The organism is Aquamicrobium sp. (assembly GCF_023954335.1).
In the GTDB taxonomy this organism is placed as follows: domain Bacteria; phylum Pseudomonadota; class Alphaproteobacteria; order Rhizobiales; family Rhizobiaceae; genus Aerobium.
Genome location: NZ_JAMLIE010000001.1, coordinates 633,663 through 646,633 on the forward strand (window position 1 = coordinate 633,663; position 12,971 = coordinate 646,633).

The 12,971-nt window shown below is 69.0% G+C and carries 13 protein-coding genes; 9 read left to right on the forward strand and 4 right to left on the reverse strand.

The genetic code is table 11. From position 1 onward, the window contains the following. Positions 1-64: 64 nt before the first annotated feature. The gene (locus M9945_RS03140) at positions 65-1,558 is read left to right on the forward strand and encodes a trimethylamine methyltransferase family protein (protein WP_367943369.1); all 1,494 of its coding nucleotides are present in this window, start codon (positions 65-67) and stop codon (positions 1,556-1,558) included. A 221-nt stretch (positions 1,559-1,779) separates the two neighbouring features. Here the strand turns inward: M9945_RS03140 and M9945_RS03145 are convergent, their stop codons facing one another. Together M9945_RS03145 and M9945_RS03150 are read right to left on the reverse strand one after the other, a co-directional pair. Then, entirely contained in the window at positions 1,780-2,187 is a 408-nt protein-coding gene (locus M9945_RS03145) for a hypothetical protein (protein ID WP_367943370.1), read from the reverse strand. A gap of 202 nt (positions 2,188-2,389) precedes the next feature. Beyond that, a complete protein-coding gene (locus tag M9945_RS03150; protein ID WP_367943371.1) occupies positions 2,390-2,530 on the reverse strand; it encodes a hypothetical protein in 141 nt (46 codons plus the stop codon). Between the two features lie 109 nt (positions 2,531-2,639). On the opposite strand from M9945_RS03150, the gene M9945_RS03155 reads away from it, so the two are divergent. Further along, positions 2,640-2,858 carry a helix-turn-helix transcriptional regulator gene (locus M9945_RS03155; protein ID WP_367943372.1) on the forward strand — a complete coding sequence of 73 codons (219 nt, stop codon included), beginning with the start codon at positions 2,640-2,642 and terminating at the stop codon, positions 2,856-2,858. A 240-nt stretch (positions 2,859-3,098) separates the two neighbouring features. Here the strand turns inward: M9945_RS03155 and apbC are convergent, their stop codons facing one another. Continuing rightward, positions 3,099-4,247 (reverse strand): iron-sulfur cluster carrier protein ApbC, encoded by a 1,149-nt coding sequence (gene apbC, locus M9945_RS03160; RefSeq protein WP_367943373.1) that lies wholly within the window; start codon positions 4,245-4,247, stop codon positions 3,099-3,101. A 116-nt stretch (positions 4,248-4,363) separates the two neighbouring features. Between apbC and M9945_RS03165 the strand changes: the two genes are divergently transcribed. The 7 genes from M9945_RS03165 to M9945_RS03195 all read left to right on the forward strand — a co-directional run bounded on the left by M9945_RS03165 (position 4,364) and on the right by M9945_RS03195 (position 11,614). Next, on the forward strand, positions 4,364-5,263 hold the full coding sequence (locus tag M9945_RS03165) for a LysR family transcriptional regulator (RefSeq protein WP_367944753.1): 900 nt from the start codon (positions 4,364-4,366) through the stop codon (positions 5,261-5,263). Positions 5,264-5,397: 134 nt separating this feature from the next. After that, the gene (locus tag M9945_RS03170; RefSeq protein ID WP_367929733.1) at positions 5,398-5,877 is read left to right on the forward strand and encodes a formate dehydrogenase subunit gamma; all 480 of its coding nucleotides are present in this window, start codon (positions 5,398-5,400) and stop codon (positions 5,875-5,877) included. Further along, complete coding sequence (locus M9945_RS03175) at positions 5,874-7,433, forward strand: formate dehydrogenase beta subunit (protein WP_367943374.1); 1,560 nt, start codon at positions 5,874-5,876, stop codon at positions 7,431-7,433. Before M9945_RS03170 ends, M9945_RS03175 begins: the two co-directional genes overlap by 4 nt. Beyond that, positions 7,430-7,648: a DUF4287 domain-containing protein gene (locus M9945_RS03180; protein ID WP_367943375.1), complete on the forward strand. Its 219-nt coding sequence runs from the start codon at positions 7,430-7,432 to the stop codon at positions 7,646-7,648. Before M9945_RS03175 ends, M9945_RS03180 begins: the two co-directional genes overlap by 4 nt. A gap of 10 nt (positions 7,649-7,658) precedes the next feature. Next, positions 7,659-10,550, forward strand: a complete 2,892-nt coding sequence (gene fdhF, locus M9945_RS03185) for a formate dehydrogenase subunit alpha (RefSeq protein ID WP_367943376.1) — start codon at positions 7,659-7,661, stop codon at positions 10,548-10,550. A gap of 1 nt (position 10,551) precedes the next feature. Continuing rightward, positions 10,552-11,376, forward strand: a complete 825-nt coding sequence (gene fdhD / locus M9945_RS03190) for a formate dehydrogenase accessory sulfurtransferase FdhD (protein WP_367943377.1) — start codon at positions 10,552-10,554, stop codon at positions 11,374-11,376. Continuing rightward, the gene (locus M9945_RS03195) at positions 11,366-11,614 is read left to right on the forward strand and encodes a formate dehydrogenase subunit delta (protein WP_367943378.1); all 249 of its coding nucleotides are present in this window, start codon (positions 11,366-11,368) and stop codon (positions 11,612-11,614) included. Before fdhD ends, M9945_RS03195 begins: the two co-directional genes overlap by 11 nt. A 60-nt stretch (positions 11,615-11,674) precedes the next feature. Here the strand turns inward: M9945_RS03195 and M9945_RS03200 are convergent, their stop codons facing one another. After that, positions 11,675-12,937 carry an LVIVD repeat-containing protein gene (locus M9945_RS03200; RefSeq protein ID WP_367943379.1) on the reverse strand — a complete coding sequence of 421 codons (1,263 nt, stop codon included), beginning with the start codon at positions 12,935-12,937 and terminating at the stop codon, positions 11,675-11,677. Positions 12,938-12,971: the final 34 nt, after the last annotated feature.

Genomic DNA, 12,971 nt, shown 5'->3' on the forward strand with positions numbered 1-12,971 from the left:
CTGGCTCAACCGGGCCCGCCGCCGCCGCGACATAGTGGCGGCGACCTGTCGCGGAGCCGAGGCCATGCCCCTTGCCGCCGATGAAGACCATGCGCCGGCCGGGCCTGCCGCCGGCCGCTACCGCGCGCTTTCCGAGGCCGGCATCCGCCGTGTTCACGAGACGGCGCTCGACCTTCTCGAAACGGTCGGCTTCGCCAACGCCCCGCCCTCCTGCGCGGCAGTGCTGGCGCAGGCCGGCGCGCTTGCCGGAGACGACGGGCGGCTGCGTTTTCCCCGCGCCCTCGTCCTCGACACCATCGCCCGCGCCGCGCGGCATTTCACCCTGCACGGACAGGACCCGCGCAACGACCTTGCCCTGCAAGGCGGGCGGCCTCACTTCGGCACCGCCGGCGCGGCCGTCCATCTCGTCGATCTCGAAGCGCGCGACTATCGCGAATCGCGGCTCGCCGACATCTACGACGCCGCCCGCCTCGTCGACGCGCTCGCCAACATCCATTTCTTCCAGCGGCCGATGGTGGCGCGCGACATGGTCGACCCCGCCGATCTCGACCTCAACACGCTCTATGCCTGTGTCGCCGGCACGACGAAGCATGTCGGCACCTCGTTCACCGTGCGCGAAAACGTCGCCCCGGCGCTCGACCTCCTTCACACGGTGGCGGGCGGCGAGAAGAAATTCCGCGCCCGGCCCTTCGTCTCCAACTCCAACCCGCTCATCGCCTCGCCGCTGAAATTCGCCGCCAACGCCTGCGGCGTCCTCGAGGCCTGCGTCACCGGCGGCCTGCCGGTCCTCGTCCTGTCGGCCGGGCAGGCCGGCACCAGCGCGCCGCCGGCGCTGGCCGGCGCGCTGGTCCAGGCCGTGGCCGAGACCTTGGCCGGCCTCGTCTACGTCAACGCGCTGAAGCCCGGCCATCCGTGCATCCTCGGCCTCTTCCCCTTCGCCTGCGACCCGCGCACCGGCGCGATGGCCGGCGGCTCGGCCGGGCAGGCGCTGCTCGCCGCCGCCTGCGGCCAGATGGCGGCGTTCTACGACCTGCCGGGCGGCTCGGTCGCCGGCATGGCTGACGCCAAGCTGCCCGACGTGCAGTCCGGCTACGAGAAGGGCATCACCGAGGCCATGGCCGCGCTTGCCGGCGTGTCGCTGGTCTACGAGGCGGCGGGCATGCACGCCGCGCTCGGCGGCTTCTGCCTCGAAAGCCTCGTCATCGACAACGACATGATTGGCGAATGCCTGCGCTGCGCGGAAGGCATCGAGGTCAGCGATGAGACCCTGTCCTTCGAGACGATCGCACGCACCTGCACGCGCGGCCCCGGCCACTATCTCGGCGAGGACCGCCCCGGCGCGGCGAACGACGCCGCGCGCCAACCCGCCTTCGCCGACCGCCTCGGCGTCAAGGACTGGCAGGAGGCCGGCCGGCCCGACATGCTCCAGCGCGCCATCGCGGAAAAGCGCCGCATCCTCGCCCACCGCTTCCCCCGCCACATCCCGCGCGCGCTTGACGAAACTTTACGCGCCCGCCACCCCAACATCCTCCTGCCGCGCGAGGCGATGGGCTGGTAGAGGATGGCCTTCGTCCCGGCGGGCTGGTTCTGGTCGGGATGTCGCTGCCCCTCATCCGCCCTTCGGGCACCTTCTTCCCGTGAACGGGGAGAAGGAAGAAGCGGCAAGGTCGCGGCAGCCTTTCCTCTCCCCTCTGGGGAGAGGTGGCCCGAAGGGCCGGTGAGGGGTAGCGCAGACTTTCCCGAACCGGCGCAGTGGGAACGAACGGCGGGGCAGCGAACTCACTCCTGCTCGATGGTAAGGCCGAACTTCTCCACCACCTTCGGGCTGACGAGGCGCGCGTGCAGCGCCAGCAGGATGAGGTCCGCATCCATGCCGTCGCCGGCTTCGAGCGCGGCGTCGATGCGGGCTTCCGCTTCCGCCGCGAGCGCCGGGCCGTTGCTCTGCGCGAACAAATCCGGCCCGACGAGGCAATAGGCGAACAGGCTCGCGACCGGCGCATACGCCTCGGCCGGCGGCTCCCTGTCCGGCCACGCGTCCTTCATCATGTTGACGATGGCGAGCTTGGCCCCGTCCGGCACCAGCGCCGGGTGGAGGTCGAAGTCCCGCAGCGCGGCGTCGAGCCGGCGCAGATCCTCCGAGCGGCCGAACCGCCCGAGAAAGCCGAGGGAGGAGTTGCGGCGGGTCATCGGTCGTTATCCTGTTCCGGCATGCCGCCGCTTATCGCATGCGCGGGCGCGCCGCGCCACCGCCGCTACGGCCGGCGAAGCTGCCGCGTTGGCTCGTCCGCCTGCTCGTGCTCGATCAGCGACGGCGGCGCGACGGCGGTAAGCCATTCGCGGTCGGGACGTTCTTCTTCAGCCTGTGCGGGAGAAGTCTCACGCCGGTCAGTCAGCCGCAACGCCATCCCCACGCCCAGCGCGAAGAAGCCCGCCGCAAAACGAGCGGCACCATCAGCCACAGCGCCTTGATGATGTCGGGCGATGCCCGGTAGCTCGCCAGAAGGTCGGCCCAGAAACTGTAGTCTTCCATCGGCATCTCCTCGAATGACCGAAGGAGATTCTCTTACAGGCAAGTAGAGCGGAAGAATATGTATTAGGATACATGGAATATACCCTGCCGAGACCGCTCCGTTGTCGTCATGGACGTCAAGCGGCGATTTGGTTCGGCGGTTCGGGCGCGGCGCGTGGCCCTCGGCATCTCGCAGGAGGAGCTTGCCCTGCGCATCGACGCAGATCAGGCCTATGTCAGCCGGATCGAGGCGGGCGCGATGAATGTCACGCTCGAAACCGCCCAGCAGGTGGCGGATGCGCTGGAGACCGACGTCGCCGCGCTGTTCCCTACCGCGCCCCGGTCATGAAAGCCGGTCCGTCCGCCATAGGCGCGTGATTTCGACCGCTTGCGCTGCCCCTCACCTTGCCTGCCGGCATCCTCTCCCCGTGAACGGGGAGAGGAGAGACTGTCGCAACGCTGCCGCTTCTTCCTTCTCCCCGTTCACGGGGAGAAGGTGCCCGAAGGGCGGATGAGGGGCGGCGCGACGGTTGAAGATCATGCTCCGTCGGAACGGACGATACGCTATGACCTCGGACGACGGGATGCGCTAATCGAACACGATCGCCGGCGTCGCCGCGTTCGCGGCCGCCTGCTCGGCCTCGATGCGCTGCTTCACCTTGGCGGCGATGGCGCGGTAGGCCCCCGCCTGCGCGCCGTCGGGGGCCGAGACGACGACGGGCGTGCCGGCATCCGAGGTCTCGCGGATGTCCATGGTCAGCGGCACCTCGCCGAGGAAGGGCACGCCGATGCGCTCTGCCTCCTTGCGTGCACCGCCGTGGCCGAAGATGTCGTAGCGGTTGCCCGTATCCGGCGCGATGAAATAGCTCATGTTCTCGACGAGACCGAGCACCGGCACCTCGACCTTGTTGAACATGTTGAGGCCCTTGCGCGCATCGATGAGGGCGAGGTCCTGCGGCGTGGAGACGATGACGGCACCGGCAAGCGGCACCTGCTGGGCCATGGTGAGCTGCGCATCCCCCGTGCCCGGCGGCATGTCGACGACGAGCACGTCGAGATCGCCCCAGGCGACCTCGCGCAGCATCTGCATCAGCGCCGACTGGATCATCGGGCCGCGCCAGATCATCGCCACCTCCTCGTCGACGAGGAAGCCCATGGACATGACCTTGATGCCGTAATTCTCCATCGGCTTCAGCACCTTGCCGTCCACCGTCTCGGGTTTCCCCTTGATGCCGAGCAGACGCGGCATCGACGGGCCGTAGATGTCGGCGTCGAGGATGCCGACCGTCAAACCCTCCGCCGCCAGCCCGAGCGCGAGGTTGACCGCCGTGGTCGACTTGCCGACGCCGCCCTTGCCCGAGGCGACGGCGATGATCGCCTCGATGCCCGGAACCCCGCGCCGCGCCTGCTGGCGCCCAGTGGGCGCGGCGGCCGGCGTCGGCCGCGTCGCGGCGGGGCGTGCCGGCGGGGCCGCCTCCATGCCGCCGCCCTTCTTCTCGGCGGTCAGCGACACCACCGTGCCCTCGACGCCCGGCATCGCCCTGACCGCGCGCTCGGCCGCCGCACGCAGCGGCTCCAGCGCCTCGGCGCGCTCGGCCGGCACGGTGATCGAGAAGAACACCTTGCCGTTGACGATGACGATGGTCGACACCAGCCCGAGCGAGACGATGTCGCCCTCGAAATCTGGTCCCTTGATCGTCCTCAGCGTTTCGAGGACGGCTTCCCTGGTGACGGACATGGCGGCGGCTCTATCGGTCTGTTTAGATAGATCGGGGATAGATCATTTCCTTGGCGAAACCAAGTCGGCCCTTCAGCCACCTTGCGCCCGCGAAGAATTTGCCCGACCTTCCGGCGATGATCGACAAGCTCGAATACTTCCTGGCGCTCGCCCGCGCCCGCCATTTCGGCAAGGCGGCGGAGGAGCTCGGCATCGCCCAGCCGACGCTGTCGGCCGGGATCAAGCAGCTCGAGGACATATTGGGCGTGATGCTGGTCAAGCGCGGCTCGCGCTTCCAGGGGCTGACGCCCGAGGGCGAGCAGGTGCTGGCGTGGGCGCGACGAATTGTCTCCGACACCAGCGCCATGAAGGACGAGATGCGCGCCGCGCGTCACGGCCTGTCCGGCCGGCTGCGAATCGCCGCCATCCCCACCGCGCTCGCCATGGTGCCGGCGCTGACCACGCCCTTCCGCGAAAAGCATCCCGGCGTCACCTTCACCGTCCTGTCGCGCACCTCGGTCGAGGTGCTGTCGATGCTGGGCAATTTCGACATCGACGCCGGCATCACCTATCTCGACAACGAGCCGCTCGGCCGCGTCGTTTCCGTGCCGCTCTATTCCGAGCGCTACCAGCTCATCACCGCCGCCGGAAACCCGCTGTCGGACCGGGCGCAGGTGACGTGGGAGGAGGTGGCCGGGCTGCCGCTGTGCCTCCTGACCCCGGACATGCAGAACCGCCGCATAATCGACCAGCATCTGGCCGCGGCCAACGTCTCGGCGCGGCCGACGCTGGAATCCAACTCGATGATCCTGCTCTACGCCCATATCCGCACCGGCAAATGGTCGTCGATCATGCCGCTGAACCTTGCCGAAACGCTCGGCCTCATCGAGCCGATCCGCGCCATCCCCATCGTCGGGCCCGACGCCAGCCACATCGTCGGGCTGGTCGCGGCCCAGCGCGAGCCGCGCACGCCGCTGGTGGCGGCGCTGCTGGACGAGGCGATGGCGCTCGCGGGCGCGTTCGCCGCTTCTCGATAGGCAATATCTATCAAGCAACGGAACGCGTGTATTGATTCGAACGCTTTCCTCCGCTTTTCTGGACACTTAGCCGGTTCTGTCGGGCCGGCTCCGGCCGGGAGCAGGAAAGGCCGGGCATTCAGGGAGGGCGCTGCATGGCTATGCAGCAGCACAGTACCGAAATCGCGGCGCGGGCCGCGCACATCGTCGAGGCGTTGCGCGATCTCGAAGGCCCGCTGCTGCCGATCCTGCACGAGCTTCAGGAAGAATTCGGCCATGTGCCGCCCGAGACGCTACCGGTCATCGCCGAGGCGCTGAACCTGTCGCGCGCCGAGGTACACGGCGTCGTCAGCTTCTATCACGATTTCCGCCGCGAGCCGGCCGGCCGCCATGTGCTGAAGCTGTGCCGGGCGGAAGCCTGCCAGTCGATGGGCGCGGACGCGATCGCCGCGCTGGTGCAGCGCGCGCTCGGCATCGGCTTTCACGAGACCAGCGCCGACGGCGCGGTGACGCTGGAACCGGTCTATTGCCTCGGCCTGTGCGCCTGCGCGCCGGCCGCCCTTCTGGACGGCGAGCCGCGCGGCCGGCTCGACGCGGCAGCGGTCGAGGAGATCGCCGGCGAGGTGCGGCGATGAGGCCGGTGATCTACATCTCCGCCGATTCCGGCGCGATGGCGCTGGGGGCCGGCCGGGTCGCGCGCGCCTTCGAGGAGGAGCTGTTCCGCCGCGGCATCGACGCGAAGATCGTGCGCAACGGCTCGCGCGGCCTCTATTTCCTCGAGCCGATGGTCGAGGTCGAGACAGCGTCCGGCCGCTTCGCCTATGGCTCGGTGCGCGCCCGCGATGCTGCGGAGTTGCTCGATGCCGGCCTGCTCGACGGTGGGGCCAGGCATCCGCTCTCCCTCGGGGAGACGGAAAAGATCCCCTTCCTCGCGCGCCAGACGCGGCTGACCTTCTCCCGCTGCGGCGTCATCGATCCGCTGTCGCTCGACGCCTATCGCGCCCATGGCGGGCTCGCGGGGCTGGAGAAGGCCGTGGCGATGGCGCCGGCCGACATCGTGCGGACGGTGACGGAGTCCGGCCTGCGCGGGCGCGGCGGCGCCGGCTTTCCGACCGGCATCAAGTGGAAGACGGTGCAGGACGCCGTCGCCGACAGGAAGTACATCGTCTGCAACGCCGACGAGGGCGATTCCGCCACCTTCGCCGACCGGATGATCATGGAGGGCGATCCCTTCGTGCTGATCGAGGGCATGGCCATCGCCGCGCTCGCCACCGGCGCGCAAAAGGGCTTCGTCTATATCCGCTCGGAATATCCGCACGCCGTCGCCATGATGCGCGAGGCGGTGCGCGTCGCCACCATGGCCGGCGTTCTCGGCCCCTCCGTGCTCGGCTCCGGGCACGGCTTCGACATCGAGATCAGGGTGGGGGCGGGCGCCTATGTCTGCGGCGAGGAGACCTCGCTGCTGAACAGCCTCGAAGGCAAGCGCGGCGTGGTGCGGGCGAAGCCCCCGCTGCCGGCGCTGGAAGGGCTGTTCGGCAAGCCGACCGTGGTCAACAACGTCATCTCGCTCGCCTCCGTGCCGATCATCCTCGACCGGGGCGCGGCGTTCTACAAGGATTTCGGCATCGGCCGCTCGCACGGCACGATCCCGATCCAGATCGCCGGCAACGTCCGGCGCGGCGGCCTCTTCGAGGTCGCCTTCGGCCTCTCGCTCGGCGAGATCGTCGAGGAGATCGGCGGCGGCACGGCCTCGGGGCGGCCGGTCAAGGCCGTGCAGGTCGGCGGGCCGCTCGGCGCCTATTTCCCGCCCGCGCTGTTCGACACGCCGTTCGACTACGAGGCGTTCGCCGCCAAGGACGGGCTGATCGGCCATGCCGGCATCACCGTGTTCGACGACACGGTGGACATGATGGCCATGGCGAAATTCGCCTTCTCCTTCTGCGCCGTCGAATCCTGCGGCAAGTGCACGCCCTGCCGCATCGGCTCGGTGCGCGGGGCCGAGACGCTGGACAAGGTCGCGGCCGGCATCGCCCATGCCGACAATCTCGCGCTGGTCACCGAGCTGTGCGAGACGATGAAGTTCGGCTCGCTCTGCGCGCTCGGCGGCTTCACCCCCTATCCGGTGATGAGCGCCATCACCCATTTCCCGGACGATTTCCGGCCCCGGAGATTCGAGGAGGCAGCCGAATGACCGACCCCGCGAAGGCAAAAGGCCCGGCATCCTATTTCCCCTCGATCGAGAAGACCTACGGAAAGCCGGTCGAGCACTGGAAGGCGCTGATCCGGGAGAAGACCGGCATGAAGCATATGGAGATCGTGAACTGGCTGAAGGCCGAACACGGTCTCGGGCATGGCCACGCCAATGCGCTCGTCGCGCACACGCTGGCCGGGAACAAGGGCGGCTAGGAGAACTCCGATGAGTCTCGTCCACGAAACCGACTACGGCACGCCGGCCTCGAAATCAGAGCGTAAGGTAACGCTTACGATAGACGGCGTGTCCGTCACCGTGCCCGAGGGCACCTCGGTGATGCGCGCGGCGATGGAAGCCGGCGTCGAGATCCCGAAGCTGTGCGCCACCGACATGCTCGACGCCTTCGGCTCGTGCCGCGTGTGCCTGGTCGAGATCGAGGGCCGCGGCGGCACGCCCGCCTCCTGCACCACGCCGGTGGCGGAAGGGATGGCGGTGACGACGCAGAGCGAGCGGCTGGGCCGTCTGCGGCGCTGCGTCATGGAGCTCTACCTCTCCGACCATCCGGCCGGGCGCGGCGAACAGGCCGGCACCGGCATGAGCGAGTTCGATCATGTGGCGGCGACGATCGGCCTCGTTGAAAACCGCTACGACCGCGACGGGCGCAACCATGTCGCGCCGGGCGAGGGCTCGCTCAATGTCGACTACCTCGTGCGCGACGCCTCCAACCCCTATTTCGAGTACGACCCGGCCCAGTGCATCGTCTGCTCGCGCTGCGTGCGCGCCTGCGAGGACGTGCAGGGCACCTTCGCGCTGACCATCGAGGGCCGCGGCTTCGAGAGCCGCATGGTCGCCTCGATGCACGAGGACTTCATCGAGTCCGAATGCGTGTCCTGCGGCGCCTGCGTGCAGGCCTGCCCGACCGACGCGCTGCGCGAGAAGTCGGTGCTCCAGATGGGCATGCCCGAATGGTCGGCCGTCACCACCTGCGCCTATTGCGGCGTCGGCTGCTCGTTCAAGGCCGAGATGCGCGGCGAGGAGCTGGTGCGCATGGTGCCGTTCAAGGACGGCAAGGCCAATCGCGGCCATTCCTGCGTCAAGGGCCGCTTCGCCTTCGGCTATGCCACCCACCGCGACCGTATCCTCAACCCGATGATCCGCGAGAAGGTGACGGACCCGTGGCGCGAGGTGACGTGGGAGGAGGCGCTGGCTTATACCGCCGCCGAGTTCCGCCGCATCCAGTACCAGTACGGGCGCGGGTCGGTCGGCGGCATCACCTCCTCGCGCTGCACCAACGAGGAGACCTATCTCGTCCAGAAGCTGGTGCGGCAGGGCTTCGGCAACAACAATGTCGACACCTGCGCCCGCGTCTGCCACTCGCCCACCGGCTACGGGCTGGGGCAGGCCTTCGGCACCTCGGCCGGCACGCAGGATTTCGACTCGATCGAGCATTCGGACGTCGTCCTTATCATCGGCGCCAACCCGGCCGCGGCCCACCCCGTTTTCGCCTCGCGGATGAAGAAGCGGCTCCGGCAGGGCGCCAAGCTGATCATCGTCGACCCGCGCCGCACCGAGCTGGTCAGGACCCCGCATGTCGAGGCCGCCTACCACCTGCCGTTGAAGCCCGGCACCAATGTCGCGGTCGTCACCGCGCTCGCCCATGTCATCGTCACCGAGGGACTCTACGACGAGGCCTTCATCCGCGAGCGCTGCGACTGGGACGAGTTCGCCGACTACGCCGGGTTCGCCGCCGATCCGACGAACAGCCCGGAGGAGGTGGAGAAGCTCTCCGGCGTGCCGGCGGAAGCGATCCGCGGCGCGGCTCGGCTCTACGCCACCGGCGGCAACGGCGCGATCTATTACGGCCTCGGCGTCACCGAGCACAGCCAGGGCTCGACCACGGTGATGGCCATCGCCAATCTCGCCATGCTGACCGGCAATATCGGTCGGCCCGGCGTCGGCGTGAACCCGCTGCGCGGCCAGAACAACGTGCAGGGCTCGTGCGACATGGGCTCGTTCCCGCACGAATTGCCCGGCTACCGCCACATCGCCGGCGACGCCGTGCGCGAGATCTACGAATCGCTGTGGGGCGTGAAGCTCGACCACGAGCCGGGCCTGCGCATCCCCAACATGCTGGATGCCGCGGTCGAGGGCTCGTTCAAGGGTCTCTACATCCAGGGCGAGGACATCCTGCAATCCGACCCCGACACGCGCCACGTCTCGGCCGGGCTGGAGGCGATGGAATGCGTCGTCGTCCACGACCTGTTCCTCAACGAGACCGCGCGCTTCGCCCATGTCTTCCTGCCCGGCTCGACCTTCCTCGAGAAGGACGGCACCTTCACCAATGCCGAGCGGCGCATCAACCGCGTGCGCAAGGTCATCGCGCCGAAGGCCCGCTATGCCGATTGGGAGGCGACGCAGGCGCTGGCGCGCGCGCTCGGCCTCGACTGGAACTACGCCCACCCCTCCGAGATCATGGACGAGATCGCCTTGACCACGCCCTCCTTCGCCGGCGTCACCTACGACCTCTTGGACCGCGAGGGCTCGGTGCAGTGGCCGTGCAACGAGAAGGCCCCGCTCGGCACGCCGGTCATGCATGTCGACGGCTTCGTGCGCGGCCGGGGCAAGTTCATCCGCACCGACTATGTCGCGACCGACGAGAAGACCGGCCCGCGCTTCCCGCTGCTGCTCACCACGGGGCGCATCCTGTCGCAATACAATGTCGGGGCGCAGACGCGGCGCACCGAAAACGTCGCCTGGCACGGTGAGGACGTGCTGGAGATCCACCCGCACGACGCCGAGCAGCGCGGCATCCGGCAGGGCGACTATGTGCGGCTGACGAGCCGCGCCGGCGAGACCAGCCTGCGCGCCACCATCACCGACCGGGTCGCGCCGGGCGTGGTCTACACCACCTTTCACCACCCCGACACGCAGGCCAACGTCATCACCACCGACTATTCCGACTGGGCGACCAACTGCCCCGAATACAAGGTGACGGCGGTGCAGGTCGCGCTTTCCAACGGGCCAAGCGACTGGCAGCGCGAATATGACGCGTTCTCGCGCCGCTCGCGCCGCATCGCCCGGCCGCAGGAGACGACGCCGACCGAGGCGGCGGAATAGGATGAGCCGCCCGCCCGTTACCGCCGCCCCGCGCATCGCCCGCCGCGTCCACGGCGCGGCGACGGCCGCGCGGATGGTGCCGGAGGAGGTGCCGGTCGCCTTCTCCTATGGCGGCACCACCCATGCGGTGATGATGGCGACACCGGCCGACCTTGAGGACTTCGCGCTCGGCTTCTCGCTGACCGAAGGCATCGTCGCCGCGCCGGACGAGATCGAGGCTGTCGCGGTCGAGGAGGCGGGCGAGGGCATCGACATCCAGATTACGCTTGGCGGGGAGCCGGGCGCGCGCTTTGCGGCGCGGCGCAGGCATCTCGCCGGGCCGGTGGGCTGCGGCCTGTGCGGCATCGAATCCATCGAGGAGGCGCTGCGTCGGGTGCGCGACGTCGGCGCGGCGGCGCTCACCCTCTCGGCCGGCGACATCACCCGCTCCGTCCGGCAACTGGCGGAATGGCAGACGCTGCATGCGCAGACCGGCGCGGTCCATGCCGCCGGCTTCTATGTGCCGGGAAGCGGCATCCTCGCTGCGCGCGAGGATGTCGGCCGCCACAACGCGCTCGACAAGCTGGCGGGGGGGCTGGCGCGTGCCGGCGTCGACGGGGAGACGGGCGCGGTCGTCGTCACCAGCCGCGTCTCGGTCGAGATGGTGCAGAAGGCGGCGGCCATTGGCGCGCCGGCGATTCTCGCGGTGTCGGCCCCGACCGCGCTCGCCATCCGCACGGCCGAGGAGGCCGGCATGATGCTGGTGGCGCTGGTGCGCGGCGACGAGTTCGACGTCTTCACCCATGCGCGGCGGCTCGTCGAGGGGGAGGCGCGCAATGTCGCATGAGGATACGCCGACCCCGCACCCCGATGGCCCGCACGCCAAGATCGTGCGCATGGCCAACCAGATCGGCACCTTCTTCCTGTCGAAGCCGCACGCCGAGGGCGTTGCCGGCGTCGCCGAGCACATCAACAAGTTCTGGGAGCCGCGCATGCGCCGCCAGTTCTTCGCAGCGCTCGATGAGGGCGAGGCGTTCCTGCCCATCGTGCGCGAGGCGGCCGCCGGCGTCAGGAAGCCGGAGTAGGTCGTTCCTTATCCGCTACCGATGGAATGCGATCTCCGGCCGCCGCGCCGGCGCAGTTCGTCAGCCGCCATATTCGATGATCGAAAGGCCGCCATTGTTGTCGGTGACGTAGAGCAGGCCCGCGGCGTCGACGAAGATGTCGGCCGACTGCACGACCTGCGGCCGGCCGGCCCGCCTGTCGGTCATCACGCGCGGCGCCGGCGGCACCAGTGCGCCGGTCTCGACCGGGCGGTAGGGGTCGGAAATGTCGAAGGCGCGCACGCCGGCATTCTGCCATGTGGCGAAGATCAGCGTGTCGGAGACGAAGCTGCCCGGCCGGTTCTCGTGCAGATTGTGCGGCCCGAAATGGCCGTCCTTGGCGACGTAGTCGATTTCCGACGGCACCGGGAAGGTCGAGATCGAGACCGGGTTGGCCTTGTCGCGGATGTCGAACACCCAGGTCAGCTTGCGTCCGTCCTCCTCATTGTCGAGCACCGCCTCGTCGGCGACGACGAGCAGGTCGCGAGACGGCAGCGGCAGCGGCGAATGCGTGCCGCCGCCGAAGGGGGGCGACCAGTTGCGGTGGGCGATCAGCCTGGGGTTGGCCCGGTCGGCAACGTCGAGGATGGTCAGCCCGCCGTCGCGCCACGCGGCATAGGCAGTATCGCCCTCGACGAGCGCGTGATGCAGCGCGAAGCGCCGGCCTGCCGCCCATGTCGGCGTCTCGCCGGCGGCCGCGTTCATGCCCGGCAGCCACCAGCGCCCGGCGATCCGCGGCTTGGTCGGGTCGGCCATGTCGATGGTGATGAAGACATAGTCGGTGAAGCCGTCGATCAGCGCCGAGGCGTATGCCCAGCGGCCGCCGACATACCAGATGCGGTGGATGCCGACGCCGTCGACGGGCAGGAAGCCGATCCTGCGCGGCGCGTCCGGCGTCGAGATGTCGTAGACCGTCATGCCCGCCGTCCACGGCCGCGCCTTCATGCTCCCGCCCTCCGCCGTGCCCACGGTCTCGCCGATGGAGCGCGTATAGTAGGATTTCTCGTCCGGGAACTTCGAGGTATCGGCGAAAAGGTCGAGCGCGTTGACGACGAGCAGGAGGTCGTCATGCGTCTGGAGATGGATGGTCCATGTATTCTCCGGCGCGGGCACGAAGATCGTCTCGCCCGGCCGCTTCGGGTCGCGCACGTCGACGATGGAGAACCCTTGCGACCACGGATGCGCGACATAGGCGAAGCCGCGATGCACCATCACCTGCAACCCGTCGCCGCGGCCGCCGATGCCGGAATGGCCGATCAGCTTCATGTTGCGGGCGTAGTCGGGGCGGGGCAGGTCGTCGCTCATGGTGGTTCTCCGTTTTTTCCTTCGCTGCCGTCGC

Coding starts and splice junctions, on each gene's coding strand:
- M9945_RS03165 (WP_367944753.1), top strand. CDS start 4,364: ATGATCGACAAGCTCGAATACTTCCTGGCGCTCGCCCGCGCCCGCCAT.
- M9945_RS03150 (WP_367943371.1), bottom strand. CDS start 2,530: ATGGAAGACTACAGTTTCTGGGCCGACCTTCTGGCGAGCTACCGGGCA.
- fdhD (WP_367943377.1), top strand. CDS start 10,552: ATGAGCCGCCCGCCCGTTACCGCCGCCCCGCGCATCGCCCGCCGCGTC.
- M9945_RS03140 (WP_367943369.1), top strand. CDS start 65: ATGCCCCTTGCCGCCGATGAAGACCATGCGCCGGCCGGGCCTGCCGCC.
- M9945_RS03145 (WP_367943370.1), bottom strand. CDS start 2,187: ATGACCCGCCGCAACTCCTCCCTCGGCTTTCTCGGGCGGTTCGGCCGC.
- M9945_RS03175 (WP_367943374.1), top strand. CDS start 5,874: ATGAGGCCGGTGATCTACATCTCCGCCGATTCCGGCGCGATGGCGCTG.
- M9945_RS03200 (WP_367943379.1), bottom strand. CDS start 12,937: ATGAGCGACGACCTGCCCCGCCCCGACTACGCCCGCAACATGAAGCTG.
- apbC (WP_367943373.1), bottom strand. CDS start 4,247: ATGTCCGTCACCAGGGAAGCCGTCCTCGAAACGCTGAGGACGATCAAG.
- M9945_RS03170 (WP_367929733.1), top strand. CDS start 5,398: ATGGCTATGCAGCAGCACAGTACCGAAATCGCGGCGCGGGCCGCGCAC.
- M9945_RS03195 (WP_367943378.1), top strand. CDS start 11,366: ATGTCGCATGAGGATACGCCGACCCCGCACCCCGATGGCCCGCACGCC.
- M9945_RS03155 (WP_367943372.1), top strand. CDS start 2,640: ATGGACGTCAAGCGGCGATTTGGTTCGGCGGTTCGGGCGCGGCGCGTG.
- fdhF (WP_367943376.1), top strand. CDS start 7,659: ATGAGTCTCGTCCACGAAACCGACTACGGCACGCCGGCCTCGAAATCA.
- M9945_RS03180 (WP_367943375.1), top strand. CDS start 7,430: ATGACCGACCCCGCGAAGGCAAAAGGCCCGGCATCCTATTTCCCCTCG.